This window comes from Neobacillus sp. MER 74, assembly GCF_023714155.1.
Map to the genome: position 1 here is coordinate 236,246 of NZ_JAMAUV010000001.1, position 15,066 is coordinate 251,311.

Genomic DNA, 15,066 nt, shown 5'->3' on the forward strand with positions numbered 1-15,066 from the left:
CGCTAAATCTATGAAAGCGCTTTACTATTATGTAATACAAAAATTACTGCTAAAATAGCAGCCTGTCATTGATGTACATCAATAAGGTTAACATAAATATTCTGAATTTTCAATATTGTAAAATTCTGCCTTAGCTGCATCTGCTGTGGGGCTTCCCGAACCGCCCGCGGAAAGCGAAGCCGCCTGGAACGGAAATCAACAGACTAGTTTAATGTAGCCAAACAAAAAGACTGCCGATTTAAAACCCGAAATCCTTCGGATTTGTCGACAGTCTGAGAAACAATATTTATGAATCCTTTGAAACTCTTACCCTTCTAATAATAACGAGTGTGGATCTTCCAATAATTCTTTGACTGTCGCCAAGAAGCTAACAGCCTCTTTTCCATCTACAATTCGATGATCGTATGACAAGGCGATATACATCATCGGGCGGTTTTCCATTCGCTCCTTATCAATCGCAATTGGTCTTGTTTGAATTTTATGCATTCCGAGAATCCCAACTTGCGGGCTATTCAAGATTGGCGTTGACATTAACGAACCGAAAACTCCACCGTTTGTAATGGTAAATGTTCCACCTTGCAAATCATTTAACGTAAGGGCATTATCACGAGCTTTTTTACCAAGATTACTGATATCCTGTTCGATTTCGGCAAAGTTTTTCTGGTTCGCACCGCGGACAACCGGGACGACCAAGCCCTCTGGTGCTGCAACAGCAATACCGATATCATAGAACTTCTTGATAATCAATTCATCGCCTTGTATTTCGGCATTTAAAAGCGGGAATTGCTTTAAAGCTGAGACTACAGCTTTGGTAAAGAATGACATGAATCCCAGACGGACACCATGTTTTTCATAAAAGGCATCTTTCCGCTGATTGCGTAAATCCATAACGGCCGACATATCGACTTCGTTAAAAGTGGTTAACATCGCTGCTGTATGCTGGACTTCTACTAGACGTTTAGCGATGGTTTGACGCCGGCGGGACATTTTCACCCGTTCAACTGGTTTGTCAAACTCTTCATCTATTTGTTGTACGGCTGGTTTTGAGCTAATTTTTTCCAACTTAGCCTCTTCTTTAACTGAAGGTGCCGGAGTGTATGCTTTTACATCCTCTGGTCTAATTCTGCCAAGTGGATCCCTGCTGCTTACTTGCGCTAAATCGATTCCCAATTCTCTGGCCAATTTTCTTGCCGCTGGTGAAGCAATCGGGCTTGCAGCTTTCGGAAGTTCTTGCTCAGCTTGGGTGCTTTGTTGATTAAAGGTTCCTACTTCAGCTGATTTTTCCGGAGCTGCTGGAACAGATGAATTGGCTACAGTAGCTGCATTCTCATTCTCTTCGATAATCGCAATAACATCGCCTACTTCGACGATATCGCCAGGCCCTTTTAAAACCTTTGTAACTACACCTGAGTATTCGGCATTTAATTCTATATTAACTTTATCAGTTTCCAACTCAACAACACTATCCCCTTTGGTTACTTTGTCACCAATATTAATGAGCCATTGAGCAATAGTTCCTTCTGTAATGGATTCTGCCAGTTCTGGTACTTTGATTTCAATCATGTGGTGTATCCTCCTATGTTTGTTGATAATTCCCCTATTAAGTTAGTATTTCTACTTAAATTATTTTCCTTAAATGCAATTAGTAACTAGTTCTCTTTCTTGTTTCTGAGAATCTATTAGACTCAATATAGTTCAGAGCCTGTTGGATAATCCGTTCTTGTTCTTTCTTATGAACGGCTGGATCGCCTCCTGCTGTGCTTGAACGTTCACGACGTCCAATGTAACCAACAGTCAGTCTGCCAGAAGCAAGTTCAAAGAGAGTTGGAGCGATATAATGCCACGCACCCATATTTTTCGGTTCTTCCTGCACCCAAACAATTTCCTTCAAGTTAGGATAACGCTTTATGATGGCTTCTACTTTTTCCTCAGGAAATGGATACAATTGTTCAATTCGAGCGATGTGAACCTCTTCTAGGTTTCGATTTTCTTTCTGTGAGTCTATTCCAACAGCCAGATCAATGGCCATCTTACCCGTTGTTAACACTAAACGCTTTACCTTTTCTGTCACTTTTCCGAGTTCAGGCTGTTCCAAAACCGTTTGGAAATGACCTTCGCTTAGTGCAGTACCAGTAGAAGCAACTAGCGGGTGGCGGAGCAGACTCTTTGGCGTCATAATCACCAATGGTCGAACAAACTCTGATCCTAAGATGGCAGCTTGACGGCGTAGTATATGAAAATATTGGGCCGCACTTGTCAGGTTGGCCACCGTCCAGTTGTTTTCAGCAGCTAACTGTAAAAACCGTTCAGGGCGGGCACTTGAATGCTCCGGACCTTGGCCTTCATACCCATGAGGCAGCAGGAGAATTAGGCCTGATTTTTGTCCCCATTTTGCCCTTGCAGATGAAACAAATTGATCATAGAGCGGCTGTGCCGTGTTGGCAAAGTCGCCATATTGAGCTTCCCACATGACAAGTGTTTCAGGAGCAAATACATTGTATCCATATTCAAAACCTACAACAGCTGCTTCTGACAGCGGGCTATTATGAACCGCAAACGAAGCTCGTGCTTGCGGAAGATGATGCAATGGTGAATACGTTTCATTGGTTTCCGCATCGTGGAGCACAATGTGCCGCTGCGCAAACGTTCCACGCTCAGAATCTTGGCCGGTTAGACGAATTGGTGTACCATCTTTTAACATCGACGCAAATGCCAGCACTTCTGCTACCGCCCATTCTACTTTCCCATTCTCTTCTAATGCCTTATCACGACGCTCTAAAATCCGCTTTAATTTTGGATATACATGAAAACCTTCCGGCCATTTCAGTAAATCTTGATTTATTTCACGAAGTGTATCAAGTGGCACGCTTGTTTCCAACTGTGGAATTCCTTTGGCAATTACCATCGGAACCTCTACTTCTGCTGGAGGTTCACTTTGCGTCTTATCTGATACTTTTTCAAACTCCACTTTTAACATATCTTGCACACTGCGATTCATTTGCTCAACTTCATCCTGATTGAGAATGCCCCTATCTTGTAACTGTTTAGCATACACTGCTCTTACAGTTGGATGGTTCACAATTTTTTTATATACCTGTGGCTGAGTGACCGCTGGATCGTCCATTTCATTGTGGCCAAATCGACGATATCCAACCAAATCAATCAAAAAGTCCTTTTGGAAACGAGCGCGGTACTGATAAGCCAAACGAACAGCGGCCAGACATGCTTCAGGGTCATCCGCATTGACATGGACAATCGGAATCTCAAATCCTTTTGCTAAGTCACTCGAATATCTCGTCGAACGTGAATCGTGGCTATCGGTTGTAAAGCCTACCATGTTGTTGGCAATGATATGGATGGTTCCACCCGTTCGATATCCTTTTAACCCGCTTAAATTCAAGGTCTCCGCTACAATTCCCTGACCCGGAAAAGCTGCATCACCATGGACCAAAATCGCAAACGACCTCGTAACATCCTGCTTAGGGTAACCGGCATTTTTCCGTTCTTCTTGGGCCGCTCTCGCAAAACCTTCAACTACCGGATCAACAAACTCAAGATGACTCGGATTATTCGCTAAGGTAATCCGCGCTCGAACATTCCCGGGGCCTTCCATGAAACGATTCCGGCCTAAATGATATTTCACATCTCCTGTCCAGCCCTCACTAATATCGACTAAATCTTCTGAAGGACCTTGTTGTTTAGCGGACGAATGTAGAAATTCAGAGAACATCTTGCTGTATGGTTTGTTTAACACATGCGCAAGAACACTTAAGCGGCCGCGATGCGCCATTCCAATCACGACATTACGTGCTCCATCCTCGACACCTTCGTGCACGGCCTCATTCAGCATCGGTACTAGCATGTCAACGCCCTCAATGGAGAATCTCTTCTGACCGACAAAGGTTTTATGCAAAAATTGTTCAAATCCCTCAACCTCTGTCAAACCCTGAAGCAAGTTTTTTTGTTCTTCTTTTGATAAGGACCGATGCAAGGAACCTGTTTCCACCATTTGAGTCAACCATGATTGTTCATCCATATGGTGCACGTGGTTAAATTCAAAGGCTAGTGTGGAGGTATAAATATTCTTTAAATGGTTGATCGCATCCCATGCCGTTTGTATGCCTGCCGGGGCCTCCTCCCAAACAAGTTTGGCTGGAATCGCTTTCAGCTCTTCCTCACTTACCCCATGTTTTTCTGGATGAAACAACTCTTGATTTTGCACATTCCCCTCTAATGGGTTCATGTTTGCCTCTAAATGACCGTTAGAACGAATGTTCTCAAGCAGCTTTACCACTTTCAGTACTATCTGTATATTTGTAGAATTATTAGGATTGAAAGAATCATTATTAGGGTATTCTTCGGTATGTCTTGACTCAAAAGACAAAGGTGAGCCCCATTTTAGAAAAAGCTCTCTTAATTTTGGATCAATCAATTCTTCTCCGTTTGTATACCGCTCGTATTGTTCAATAACATAGCCAAGGTTTGGACCATTGAATTTCCTCCATGGATTATGCTGGTTCTTCTGTACTCCCATTCACAATTCCCCCAATGTTGTGTTACTTATATGTTCTGTTTCAGATTATTTAGTAAGTAATTTTCAATTGCTTAAGGTTAAGGATAATGTAATAATTGAAATAAATAAAATGCTAAAAAATAATATTAACTTATAAAAAATATTAATATCAGATAGATGGGTGGAAAAATGGATTACCGTGACTGGGAAATACTAAAGGTGCTTTATCATCAAAAGAATTTAACAAAAACAGCCCGCCTCTTATTTCTTACTCAACCCGCATTAACGACTCGATTAAAGCATATGCAGGAAGAACTAGGCGTAAAAATCGTAACCCGTGAAAGCAGGGGAGTGCATTTTACCCCACAAGGAGAATACCTTGTTCATTGTGCTGAGGAGGCATTAGCACATTATGAAAAGATAAAAGAAAATGTCCAAAATATGAGTAATCACGAAAGTGACCAAGTGGTAGGTACGTTGAAATTGGGGGTTTCCAACTTTTTCGCGAATTACGAACTTCCCTATATTTTGAAATTATTTAAAATGCAATATCCACATGTGGAATTCAAAGTAACGACGGGATGGAGCAGAGACGTAACTCAACTTATTCATAATAAAGACGTTCATATCAGCTTTGTTCGTGGAGATTATGGCTGGCGGGGATTATCGAAACATCAATTGTTTGAGGAAACTATTTGCATTGCTTCAAAAAATGAATTTAATATGAAGGACCTGCCTCGTCTTCCTAGAATCGAATATCGAGGGGACTACCTATTAAAATCACTCATTGATCATTGGTGGGCAGAAAATTTTGCGCAAGCCCCCTTTATAAGTATAGAAGTCGATCAAGTAGACCCCTGTAAGGAAATGGTTTTAAATGGTTTAGGATATTGCATTTTGTCTAGCAGAGTACTCAAAGGGATAGAAGACATATACAAAATCAATTTAAAAGACCAAGAAGGAAATTCAATTTTGCGAAGAACGTGGATGTATTACCATAAAGAAGCTATGGAGTGGAATGTTGTTAAGGCGTTTGTCAATTTTATCGAAAAAATCGATTGGAAACACAATTGAAAGAGGTGAAACAGGTCACGTAGTCTTCTTCTACGTGACCTGTTTCACTACCCTAATTAGGTAAAAATGTTGTTCGGAGACAAATTGTTAAGCAATTACACTATACCTAGATAGCTCCTTGTGATATTTGGAATAACTATTTGCCCACTATTGCTATATCTGGAAAATAGATTTGATAATGCTGTAAGGAAGGGATGATATTCCTCATCGGTTTTTTTGGGGGAATATGAAGCGGATAAGTATCGTCCCAAAAATCCATTTAAATTAAATTGCAGGTCATTGTGAAAGAACTTTAAATCATACTTTCCATCTTTAAAAAATTGCTGAAATGCAATCGGAGTTTCCTCCATACCACCGCTAAATCCTTTAAAATTTGGGCAGTACCTTTGGCAAACCTCTGCACTTTCCTTGTTTATATCGCTTGACCCATCCCGGCTATTCCAGACAAGAGCAACTTTTCCATCTTGATGTAAAATCCGTTGACATTCCAATTTGAATGGCTCCATGTCGAACCAATGAAATGCTTGTGCTACGGTAACTAGATTTATACTATTATCAGTTAAACTTGTGTTTTCAGCCGTACCCTTAATCGAAATAAAACGGGAATCCGTCTTCAAAGCTTGTTCTGCAACTGTCCTCATATCATCATTTGGCTCCACTCCAATTACAGTAAATCCCCTATCAATAAGCTGCCCACTTAATATTCCGGTTCCCGAGCCAATATCTGCAATAATACTATCCTCATTTAAACCAGCTTTAGAAATTATATATTCAATATATTCAGGGGGGTAGCTGGGACGATATTTTGCATATACCTCTGCTTTTCCTGTGAATTGATCATTTGATTTCATAAAGCCACCTTCTCTCTCTGTTCCAAATGAAATAGCCTTTAAAACAGCAACCTCTACTTTACCGCATGAGTTTCGTGATATTCATTTTTTAAAGGAAAACAAATGGTGAATTTAGTTCCTTGATTTGGGATACTAGTCACCTTAATCGTTCCTCCATGATCCTGAATAATTTTCTGACAAATAGAAAGCCCTAACCCCGTTCCATCAGATTTCGTTGTATAGAAAGGACTAAAGATTTTCTCCAGATTTGCATCCTCGATACCTACACCCTTATCACTAATCTCAACTACAGCTTTGTTCTCATCTTTTAATAATCGAATCGTAATATCTCCATTTTCAACCATTGATTGGATGGCATTATTTATTAAATTCACAAAAACTTGTACCATTTTATCAAAGTCCATTGGTAAAAACAGATCGGGATTGTAATCCGCGTATATGATTTGATGTCCCGAACTACGGGCTTTGGAATCTGTTAATACGATTACCCTCTTTAAACACTCATGCATGGAAAATGTTTGGTATAAAGAGACATTTGGTTTTGAAAATTGCAGGAATTCAACTGTTAACTTATTCATTCTACTGACTTCACTAAGGATTAAGTCATACCAAGGTTTTATATTATAATTATGCTCTTTAGAATGTTTGATGAATCCTTGGATAATGGTCAAAGGGTTCCTAATTTCATGTGCGAGGCCACCAGCCATTTCTCCTAAGAGTTTCATTTTTTCCTCTTGATAACGTAATTCTTCCCGTTTCTTCTCTTCTTTGAGGAGATTTTTTGCTCTCTCTGTCTCAATGATGTATTGAATGATAAGCACTACAGCTAGAGATGTTAAGAAGTCCGATCCAACTGCGAGTACGCTATAGGCATCAACCGGAGTATACGAAATTCTTATTAATGTGTAAAAGGCAATCAAGACAAAACCAAGAAAAATCCCTTTAAGGACACCCCTGATTTGAAATAAGAATTTACTAAGTAAAATAATATAAATGGAGAAACACCAATTCAACTGGGTTGTTAAATGAAACAATAGTAACGAAATGATCTCAATAGCAGCTATATAAATAAAATAGCGTGGATATATCCTTTCCCAAAAAATGCTTATTATAAAAATAATGCCTAGTAAAATCATTAAAAAGTGGTTTTGGGATTTATTCAACGTTGTAGAGGAAAAAATCACAAATACAACATAAATAGGCAAGACGACATGGTACATTAAACGAAAAAACATATATTTCTCTCCGATTCATTTATCTAAAGGTTGTCCAAATGATTATACTAGATTTTCCGGTCAAAAACCTCAGATTAATTTTACCATAATAAATAAAAAGACTGTCCTCTTATGTTATGTTAAAGGACAGTCTAAATGACAAGTTATTTCGCACTCACATACTTTTGCTGACTACAAGGATCTAATTCCCCCCAAAAAACCACTATACTCTCCATTACCTTTTTGAAACTGGGACCCCAGCTATTCCCCAATGGGATTTTGGGATCTCTGTAACGATAACTCTTATGCTCTCCTTTGGAGCGTCTAATGTTTCTGAAACAGTATTAGTAAGATTGTGAATAACTTCTTCTATTTTCTCTTTTGGTCTTCCTTCTAATATTTGAACATTAATAATTGGCATTGTAGATACTCCTTTTTTTAGACTCTTCAGGCTGCTGCTATCTTACTATTCCTCCAATTTGAAAACAACATCCTGATATAATTCATCACGATCAATGATGCTTCCTGTAAATTCATGCATCAGCCTTCCGTCTCCATTAAAGATAAACGTTTTGTTGTCATGTAAAACTTCAGACCCTCTTTTTTCATAATGCTCACCGAGGGTATTTGCCAAGTTTTGAATCTGATTCTTATCCCCTGTCAGCATTTTCAGGTAGGATAAATCAAAATTCATTTTCTTTGCATGTTCTTTCATGATTTCTGGTTTATCATTTTCAGGGTCAAGTGAAATGGACACAAGTAAAAGATTATCTGTCTTACTTCTTTTTGATTTCAGATCCTGCTGCAAATGGCTGAAATTCCCCAATAATATGGGACATGCGTTTGGATCGATACAATTAACATACGTAAAGGTCAGTACAACGGTTTTCCCTAAAAAATCTTGTTTCGTTACTGAATTTCCATTCTGGTCCATTAACTTAAATTCAGGTAAAGTAACTTCTTTTGTCGCTTTATGGGCATTCGCTAATGTTTTTGCCTCAACAGTAAATTGCTTTTCATCCTCAACAATTTTGCCATCTTGTTCTACTTTTATTGTAGCCATCCAATCACCGTTCATCGCTATATTAGCGGTTCCAATATATTTGCCATCCCCAATTTCTTTAACTGCTACAGGGGTTGTTCCGTGGTCCATATTTTTCATATTTAATTCAGCACTCACTTTAGCCCCCCCCACCGGATTTCCCTGTTTGTCGACCACAGAAAACTGCATCGCATATATTTTTCCAGGTGTAAATGTTTTTGGTGTAGAAAGTTTTATCGTTAAGTTACTTGCTGACCCACAGCCTGCAATAAATATAAACATCAGACTCAATATGAATACAAAAGATTTTTTCATCGTGCCTAACCTCTCAGTCAGATAATTTTAATATCACAGCTCCCTTTTACTATATAATACAATCTTCTTTAAATCTGTGAAGTTTTACACATAAACCAAAATAACGATTGTAGGCGCATGATGAATTCATACGCCTCTTTAATCATCAATATGTACTGATTCTATCTTTCTCATCAACCTGTAGTCTTGTAAGCAATGGACGGTTTATCTTCCACTCAACCTGTACTGGAAGATTGAAAAATTCCGTTAACTTTTCACTTGTTAGCAATTTACTTGTCTCCCCAGCTGCAAAAACTTGACCCTCTTTTAGTAAAAGGGTTTTAGTGAAAACAGGCAGGATTTCTTCAACATGATGGGTGACATAAATCAAGCTTGGGCCATTGGGATCTTTTGCAATTTTTTCAATCGATTCTAATAGTTGTTCACGTGCAATAAAATCTAATCCATTTGTCGGTTCATCCAAAATCAGCAAAGAAGGGTCTGCCATCAGTGCACGAGCAATTAATACACGCTGCTTTTCACCCTGTGATAATTTTTCGTAATTTCGGTTTGCATATCTAATACAACCAAGTGAATCCAAAAGGCCAACAGCCTTTTTCCTCATTTCATCTGTGGGTGTTTCATAGAGACCAATCGATGCAAAAGCCCCGCTTAAGACAACCTCAAATGCGTTATCTCCGGAATGAAATTTTTCCTGAAGTGAAGATGATACAAATCCAATCTGTTTGCGCAGTTTCTCACTTAAATACGTTTTCCCAAATTCCATGCCCAGTACAGTTACATTCCCTTTTGTCGGAAAATAATAGGCATTTAATAAATTTAAGATTGCAGTTTTACCCGAGCCATTTAAACCAAATAATACCCAATTTTCTCCTCTATTAATCTGCCAATTTACATTTTGCAAAATCCAATTTCCTTCTCGTCTTAATGAGACATTTTCGAGTTGTAAAACCATTGTAATGGCTCCTTTCATTTTATTTATGGGTTGTATTTTATTATTATTGTATCAAATTTTCAGAAAATAAAAAATAAGCCCTACCAAATAGGACTTATTGAATCTTTTTTACTCGTCTCGAAGCGATCGATATCTTCCACTAAAATAAATCAACGGGTCCGAATCTTCCAGGTTAATGCTAGTTACCCGGCCAATAAAAAGGGTATGATCTCCTTCAACATGCTCTGCCGATACTTCACATGTAATTTGTGCCACTGCGCCAGGTAAAACCGGGATTCCTTCAAGACGGTCAAACACTACATTTTGTTGATTTTTTAACTGTCCTGCAAATATCATTGATAATTCTTGTTGTCCTGCAGCAAGTATATTGACCGAGAACTTTTTGCTTTGTTTTATCTTTTCAAGCATTTGTGCTTTTTCAGCAATCGATATGACAACAAGTTTTGGATTAAGCGAAACAGACATAAAGGCATTTGCAGTCATTCCATGTACATTTCCCGCTACTTCTGTTGCCACTACTGTTACTCCAGTTGCAAATTTCCCCATTGCGTTTCGAAACTGACGGTCATCCATAATAACACCTCGCTACATATAATTATTTTTTGCCTTTCTTTTTCAAACGACGATACATCCGATATCCTTTCCGCATTGCATCAACCATAAAAAAAGGGATTGGTGGATGATATTTATATATATATGGTAAATAAATCTTATAATAAGCTTTTTTTAAATCTTTCCATTTCCTACAAAATCCTTTTTTATAAAAATCAGATATATCCACTATATAACCCCTACCCTCAAACATGACGACATTTTTCCCATGGACATCGTAGGGATTTAATCCAACTGACCTTGCATAATCCAAACCGGAATCAATATCATTTATAACTGATTCGGGAATTGGAACCCCCTTTACCAGGGCATCAAACAAAGTGATACCTTCTAGCTTTTTTAAGATTAAATAATTTTCCCCATAATCATACAGAGTAGAATAACTTTTATGATTTCCTAATCTTTTATATACTTCAATTTCCTTCTTAAGTTCCTCAGGATTTCGACCATATACTTTTACAACCCATTCTGGCTTTGCATCAAGCGAAAATACCCCAGCATAATTACCACTTCCGATGGTTTTCCAGATCTGTGATTGATTTTCTACTATAATTGGGTCAAACGGACTTGTTGTCGTTAATTGTATTTTCGGGAATAGCTCTGTTTCTATTAAATTTATATACTCCGCTTTTTGCAAAATGTACACCTTCTAAACCAAAATATAATGGAAATTTCTTTTATGCCATTATACACTAATAATTAGTATTAAGATTTAGAATTCATATGGAAATTCGAAGCACTAAGGGCTAATAGAAAGGATTTGCTATGACTTTTCCCATTTTAGAAACCAAAAGACTTAAATTAATTGAAATAACCCATCAGCATGTGGACTACATATACGAAATTTTATCCTTAGAAGAAGTGACGAGGTTTTATGGGACTAATCGTTTTACTTTACCTGTTGAAGCTTCAAGATTAATTGACATGTTTTATAAGAATTTTGTTGAAAAACGCGGGATCCGTTGGGGTATAAAATTAAAAGAAAATCAGCGCTTCATCGGTACGGTGGGGCTTAACGGTTTACATTTAAAAAATAGGCGTGCTGAGATTGGCTATGAACTCCATCCAGATTATTGGAGAAGGGGACTAAGTTCCGAAGCGATAAATGAAGTAATCCGCTTTAGCTTTCACCACTTAGATTTAAATCGTCTTGGTGCCGTTGTCTTTCCGGAAAATGTAGCATCAATCAATTTACTACTGAAGATTGGTTTCACAAAGGAAGGAATTCTTCGCGGCTATATTAATCAAAATGAACAATTTTATAATACGTACGTTTTGTCGTTATTAAAAGCAGAATGGACAGAAAGCCAGGGGTAATCTCCTGGCTTTCTTATTCCTCAAAGTAATCCTTTACTTTTTTAGGGTTTTTCCCTACGGTATCATTATAGTACGGATTACATTCAGTAGCATCTTGTGGATCGAGATTGGTTTTGATCACTAACATTGGTGAGGGTGAACTCTCTGCAATGATTCGGTCATTTAATTTGTCAAAATCGGGTATATTTTTATTTCCAGGCTGTCTAGGTTCCATTTTCTAACACCTCCTTATCATAGCATGCTAATTTTCCATTTAATAATTCCCATGAAAAAGAAAAAAACTAGGAAGTAAAACCTCCTAGTTACTTTTATTCTTCTTCTGAGCCGACTAAGAAATCTGGATTTAACTCTTCGAATTCTTCATCGTCTACATCCATACCCCAATCATCATCGCAGTCCTTGCATCCATCAGAGCTGACAAGAACACAAACCTTTGTTTCGCCAATCACCTCTACGAGGAATTCTCTTTCAACATGGACGATGATACGATTGCCATTCGGAGAAATGACTGCTTCAACACAATTTGGCTGCTGCAGCACTCGAGCACTAATTTCATTGTCATCGAGGCAATCATGGTCACGATACTTTAACTTAATGACGTCTGTATATTGGACACGTTCTGTGACAACTTCTGTTTTGGTATTATCATTAAATGAGTACCAAACATTGATGTCATAAGAGCCATGTATCTCTACAGTCTTGCCAACCTTTTTCGCATTATATTTATGGTTGATGATCCAACAGCCAAGTATACTTGTTGGACTATGCGCCGGGCTAATCGTATGATTGGACTGTGTAAATTTACGTCCTTTCGCTACTACGGCCTTGGTAATTATCTCTCTATATTCTCCCATTTCGCGCGAACCCTCCTCATTCATTTTCATTTCATCGTATGCAAGATATAAGACTAGTGTGAAATTTATTTTGTTGAGTACTGGATAAAAGTTTAGTCATAGTTCATTTTATGCGGGAGTTATAGGTGTGTGCCTTGTATGCATGTACTTTAAAAATGAAGAGTAATAAGATTCAGATTGGAGGGGAAAATAAATAGGAGGAAAAAAATAAAGCCAGGCTCTAGTAAGCCTGGCTGGAATCTTAATGTTCGTGATCGCAATCGTCGTGACCTTCACAAGAACCGCCGCCATTTTGCATGCTTGAACCAGTTTCTCCTAATAATACATCGCCGCCCGTTGAAATGATGATTTCATCGGTGACTGTATTTGAAATGGTTGAAGCAATAATTTGAAGCAATTCGTTTACATCTAATTGTGATTGTTTGAACTCCTGTACAACAGGAATTTCATCTAATTCTTGCTCAATCGAAGCAATCTTATCTTCAACCTTTTTCAAGGCCTCAGGTTTTCCATAATGCTGAAGATTTACAGCTTGCTTTTGTAATCCTTTTATATCTGAAATTAAAGTGTGAACTTTCGTGTTTTCATTTAATTGTGCTTCTGCACGTTTAAAGAAGTCAACCTCTTCTGTTTCTGCAATCATTCGAGCTAAGTCTGTTGCACGTGCAACGATATCATCTTTTGTATATTTCGCCACTTTACTTCACCTCTGCTGGATCTAGTTCTTTCACGATTTCTCCGTTCAATGACCATGTTCTTGCTTCTGTTATTTTGACTTTTACAATTTTTCCAATTGCAGATTTTGGTGCAACAAAGTTTACAAGCTTATTCCTAGATGTGTAACCTGCAAGGACATCAGGATTGTTCTTACTCTCCCCTTCAACCAAGACATCAACGATTTGCCCTTCATGCTTTTTCATCGCTTCTAAGGAAAGTTCATTCACAAGTGCATTTAAGCGTTGTAACCGTGCTTTCTTAACTTCCATTGGAACATTATCTTCCATTTTTGCAGCTGGAGTGCCTTCACGTGGAGAATAAATAAAGGTATATGCTAATTCATAACCGACTTCACGATAGAGAGACATTGTTTCTTCAAACTGCTCATCCGTTTCATTCGGGTAACCCACTATAATATCTGTGGTTAGAGCTACATTAGGAATTGCCGCTTTAATTTTTCTTACTAATTCTAAATATTGTTCTCTAGTATACTTACGTGCCATAATTTTTAATACATCAGTAGAACCTGATTGAACCGGTAAATGAATATGGTCCATTAAGTTTCCACCTTTGGCCAGCACATTAATTAAACGATCATCAAAGTCACGCGGATGGCTTGTGGTGAAGCGGATTCTTGGAATATCAATTTTTCGTAATTCATCCATCAATTCACCCAGACCATACGAACCTTCTTCTAAATCTTTTCCATAAGCATTTACATTTTGACCAAGCAAGGTAACTTCTTGGTAACCCTGTGCGGCAAGATGACGTACTTCTTGAATGATTTCTTCCGGCCTGCGGCTTCTTTCTTTCCCACGAGTGAATGGTACGATACAATACGTACAGAATTTATCACAACCATACATGATGTTAACCCAAGCTTTAATATTCCCACGACGGACTTTTGGAAGGTTTTCAATGACATCTCCTTCTTTAGACCATACCTCAACAACCATCTCTTTTGACATGTATGCCTCATTCAAGATATGTGGTAAACGGTGAATATTATGGGTACCAAAAATCATATCAACCTGATGGTAGGTTTTTAGAATTTTGTTAACAACAGATTCTTCTTGTGACATACATCCACAAACACCTAAAAGTAAGTCAGGCTTTTCCAATTTTAATGACTTTAAATGACCTAGTTCACCAAACACTTTATTTTCAGCATTTTCCCTAATTGCACATGTATTTAATAAAATGACATTTGCATCTTCAGTGTTGTCAGTGGGTTCATAACCTAAAGCTAAAAATATCCCTGCCATAACTTCCGTATCATGCTCATTCATCTGACACCCATAGGTACGGATATAAAACTTTCGACCCTCGCCCATTCCACGGAACTCCTCTGGAATCGCAAAGTCATTATGGTACTTTACTTCTTCTTTTCCACGCTTTTTAGCATCCTTCAAGGATGGTGCAGTAATTACTTGTTCAAAGTACTTGCTGTAATCCTTGGCGGATTTTTTGTCCGAAGAATTAACAGACTCGACTTGCGTACCTTCTAAACGTTGTTTTTCATTCATTTGTTCAAATGCCCCTTTCAGACATAGTCCACACATTATTATAGTATAAAGGTTAACGGACTTGAAAACAATAGAA

At 38.1% G+C, this 15,066-nt stretch carries 14 protein-coding genes and 1 pseudogene; 2 read left to right on the forward strand and 13 right to left on the reverse strand.

Features of this window, described 5'->3' with window-relative positions:
• Positions 1 to 306: 306 nt before the first annotated feature.
• A complete protein-coding gene (gene odhB / locus M3610_RS01090; protein WP_098571743.1) occupies positions 307 to 1,563 on the reverse strand; it encodes a 2-oxoglutarate dehydrogenase complex dihydrolipoyllysine-residue succinyltransferase in 1,257 nt (418 codons plus the stop codon).
• Between the two features lie 69 nt (positions 1,564 to 1,632).
• Positions 1,633 to 4,534: pseudogene (locus tag M3610_RS01095) on the reverse strand (2-oxoglutarate dehydrogenase E1 component).
• Between the two features lie 168 nt (positions 4,535 to 4,702).
• On the opposite strand from M3610_RS01095, the gene M3610_RS01100 reads away from it, so the two are divergent.
• Positions 4,703 to 5,587 (forward strand): LysR family transcriptional regulator, encoded by an 885-nt coding sequence (locus M3610_RS01100; RefSeq protein WP_098571741.1) that lies wholly within the window; start codon positions 4,703 to 4,705, stop codon positions 5,585 to 5,587.
• Positions 5,588 to 5,682: 95 nt separating this feature from the next.
• On the opposite strand, the gene M3610_RS01105 is transcribed toward M3610_RS01100, so the two are convergent.
• The 7 genes from M3610_RS01105 to M3610_RS01135 form a co-directional block, all read right to left on the reverse strand.
• Positions 5,683 to 6,438 carry a class I SAM-dependent methyltransferase gene (locus M3610_RS01105; protein WP_098571740.1) on the reverse strand — a complete coding sequence of 252 codons (756 nt, stop codon included), beginning with the start codon at positions 6,436 to 6,438 and terminating at the stop codon, positions 5,683 to 5,685.
• 53 nt (positions 6,439 to 6,491) lie between these two features.
• Positions 6,492 to 7,673: a two-component system sensor histidine kinase NtrB gene (locus M3610_RS01110; protein WP_251456055.1), complete on the reverse strand. Its 1,182-nt coding sequence runs from the start codon at positions 7,671 to 7,673 to the stop codon at positions 6,492 to 6,494.
• Positions 7,674 to 7,887: 214 nt separating this feature from the next.
• The gene (locus M3610_RS01115) at positions 7,888 to 8,073 is read right to left on the reverse strand and encodes a 4-oxalocrotonate tautomerase (protein ID WP_098571738.1); all 186 of its coding nucleotides are present in this window, start codon (positions 8,071 to 8,073) and stop codon (positions 7,888 to 7,890) included.
• Positions 8,074 to 8,118: 45 nt separating this feature from the next.
• Positions 8,119 to 9,009 (reverse strand): SCO family protein, encoded by an 891-nt coding sequence (locus M3610_RS01120; protein WP_251456056.1) that lies wholly within the window; start codon positions 9,007 to 9,009, stop codon positions 8,119 to 8,121.
• Positions 9,010 to 9,154: 145 nt separating this feature from the next.
• Complete coding sequence (locus M3610_RS01125) at positions 9,155 to 9,964, reverse strand: ABC transporter ATP-binding protein (RefSeq protein ID WP_251456057.1); 810 nt, start codon at positions 9,962 to 9,964, stop codon at positions 9,155 to 9,157.
• Positions 9,965 to 10,072: 108 nt separating this feature from the next.
• Positions 10,073 to 10,537, reverse strand: coding sequence for a flavin reductase family protein (locus M3610_RS01130; RefSeq protein WP_098571735.1), 465 nt, complete (start codon positions 10,535 to 10,537; stop codon positions 10,073 to 10,075).
• Positions 10,538 to 10,559: 22 nt separating this feature from the next.
• On the reverse strand, positions 10,560 to 11,213 hold the full coding sequence (locus M3610_RS01135) for a protein kinase family protein (protein WP_251456058.1): 654 nt from the start codon (positions 11,211 to 11,213) through the stop codon (positions 10,560 to 10,562).
• Between the two features lie 128 nt (positions 11,214 to 11,341).
• Here M3610_RS01135 and M3610_RS01140 point away from each other — a divergent pair, with 128 nt between their 5' ends.
• The gene (locus M3610_RS01140; protein ID WP_098571733.1) at positions 11,342 to 11,893 is read left to right on the forward strand and encodes a GNAT family N-acetyltransferase; all 552 of its coding nucleotides are present in this window, start codon (positions 11,342 to 11,344) and stop codon (positions 11,891 to 11,893) included.
• A 13-nt stretch (positions 11,894 to 11,906) separates the two neighbouring features.
• Here the strand turns inward: M3610_RS01140 and M3610_RS01145 are convergent, their stop codons facing one another.
• The 4 genes from M3610_RS01145 to miaB all read right to left on the reverse strand — a co-directional run bounded on the left by M3610_RS01145 (position 11,907) and on the right by miaB (position 14,990).
• Complete coding sequence (locus tag M3610_RS01145) at positions 11,907 to 12,107, reverse strand: hypothetical protein (RefSeq protein WP_098571732.1); 201 nt, start codon at positions 12,105 to 12,107, stop codon at positions 11,907 to 11,909.
• 94 nt (positions 12,108 to 12,201) lie between these two features.
• Positions 12,202 to 12,747 (reverse strand): outer spore coat protein CotE, encoded by a 546-nt coding sequence (locus M3610_RS01150; RefSeq protein ID WP_026566510.1) that lies wholly within the window; start codon positions 12,745 to 12,747, stop codon positions 12,202 to 12,204.
• Positions 12,748 to 12,988: 241 nt separating this feature from the next.
• Complete coding sequence (locus tag M3610_RS01155) at positions 12,989 to 13,444, reverse strand: YlbF/YmcA family competence regulator (protein ID WP_098571731.1); 456 nt, start codon at positions 13,442 to 13,444, stop codon at positions 12,989 to 12,991.
• Between the two features lies 1 nt (position 13,445).
• Entirely contained in the window at positions 13,446 to 14,990 is a 1,545-nt protein-coding gene (gene miaB, locus M3610_RS01160) for a tRNA (N6-isopentenyl adenosine(37)-C2)-methylthiotransferase MiaB (RefSeq protein ID WP_251456059.1), read from the reverse strand.
• Between the last annotated feature and the right edge of the window lie 76 nt (positions 14,991 to 15,066).

What these genes read in the sequence shown, in the direction of transcription:
- M3610_RS01145 (WP_098571732.1), bottom strand. Translation starts at nt 12,107, where the DNA reads ATGGAACCTAGACAGCCTGGAAATAAAAATATACCCGATTTTGACAAA.
- M3610_RS01120 (WP_251456056.1), bottom strand. Translation starts at nt 9,009, where the DNA reads ATGAAAAAATCTTTTGTATTCATATTGAGTCTGATGTTTATATTTATT.
- M3610_RS01100 (WP_098571741.1), top strand. Translation starts at nt 4,703, where the DNA reads ATGGATTACCGTGACTGGGAAATACTAAAGGTGCTTTATCATCAAAAG.
- M3610_RS01140 (WP_098571733.1), top strand. Translation starts at nt 11,342, where the DNA reads ATGACTTTTCCCATTTTAGAAACCAAAAGACTTAAATTAATTGAAATA.
- miaB (WP_251456059.1), bottom strand. Translation starts at nt 14,990, where the DNA reads ATGAATGAAAAACAACGTTTAGAAGGTACGCAAGTCGAGTCTGTTAAT.
- M3610_RS01115 (WP_098571738.1), bottom strand. Translation starts at nt 8,073, where the DNA reads ATGCCAATTATTAATGTTCAAATATTAGAAGGAAGACCAAAAGAGAAA.
- M3610_RS01105 (WP_098571740.1), bottom strand. Translation starts at nt 6,438, where the DNA reads ATGAAATCAAATGATCAATTCACAGGAAAAGCAGAGGTATATGCAAAA.
- M3610_RS01110 (WP_251456055.1), bottom strand. Translation starts at nt 7,673, where the DNA reads ATGTTTTTTCGTTTAATGTACCATGTCGTCTTGCCTATTTATGTTGTA.
- M3610_RS01125 (WP_251456057.1), bottom strand. Translation starts at nt 9,964, where the DNA reads ATGGTTTTACAACTCGAAAATGTCTCATTAAGACGAGAAGGAAATTGG.
- odhB (WP_098571743.1), bottom strand. Translation starts at nt 1,563, where the DNA reads ATGATTGAAATCAAAGTACCAGAACTGGCAGAATCCATTACAGAAGGA.
- M3610_RS01130 (WP_098571735.1), bottom strand. Translation starts at nt 10,537, where the DNA reads ATGGATGACCGTCAGTTTCGAAACGCAATGGGGAAATTTGCAACTGGA.
- M3610_RS01150 (WP_026566510.1), bottom strand. Translation starts at nt 12,747, where the DNA reads ATGGGAGAATATAGAGAGATAATTACCAAGGCCGTAGTAGCGAAAGGA.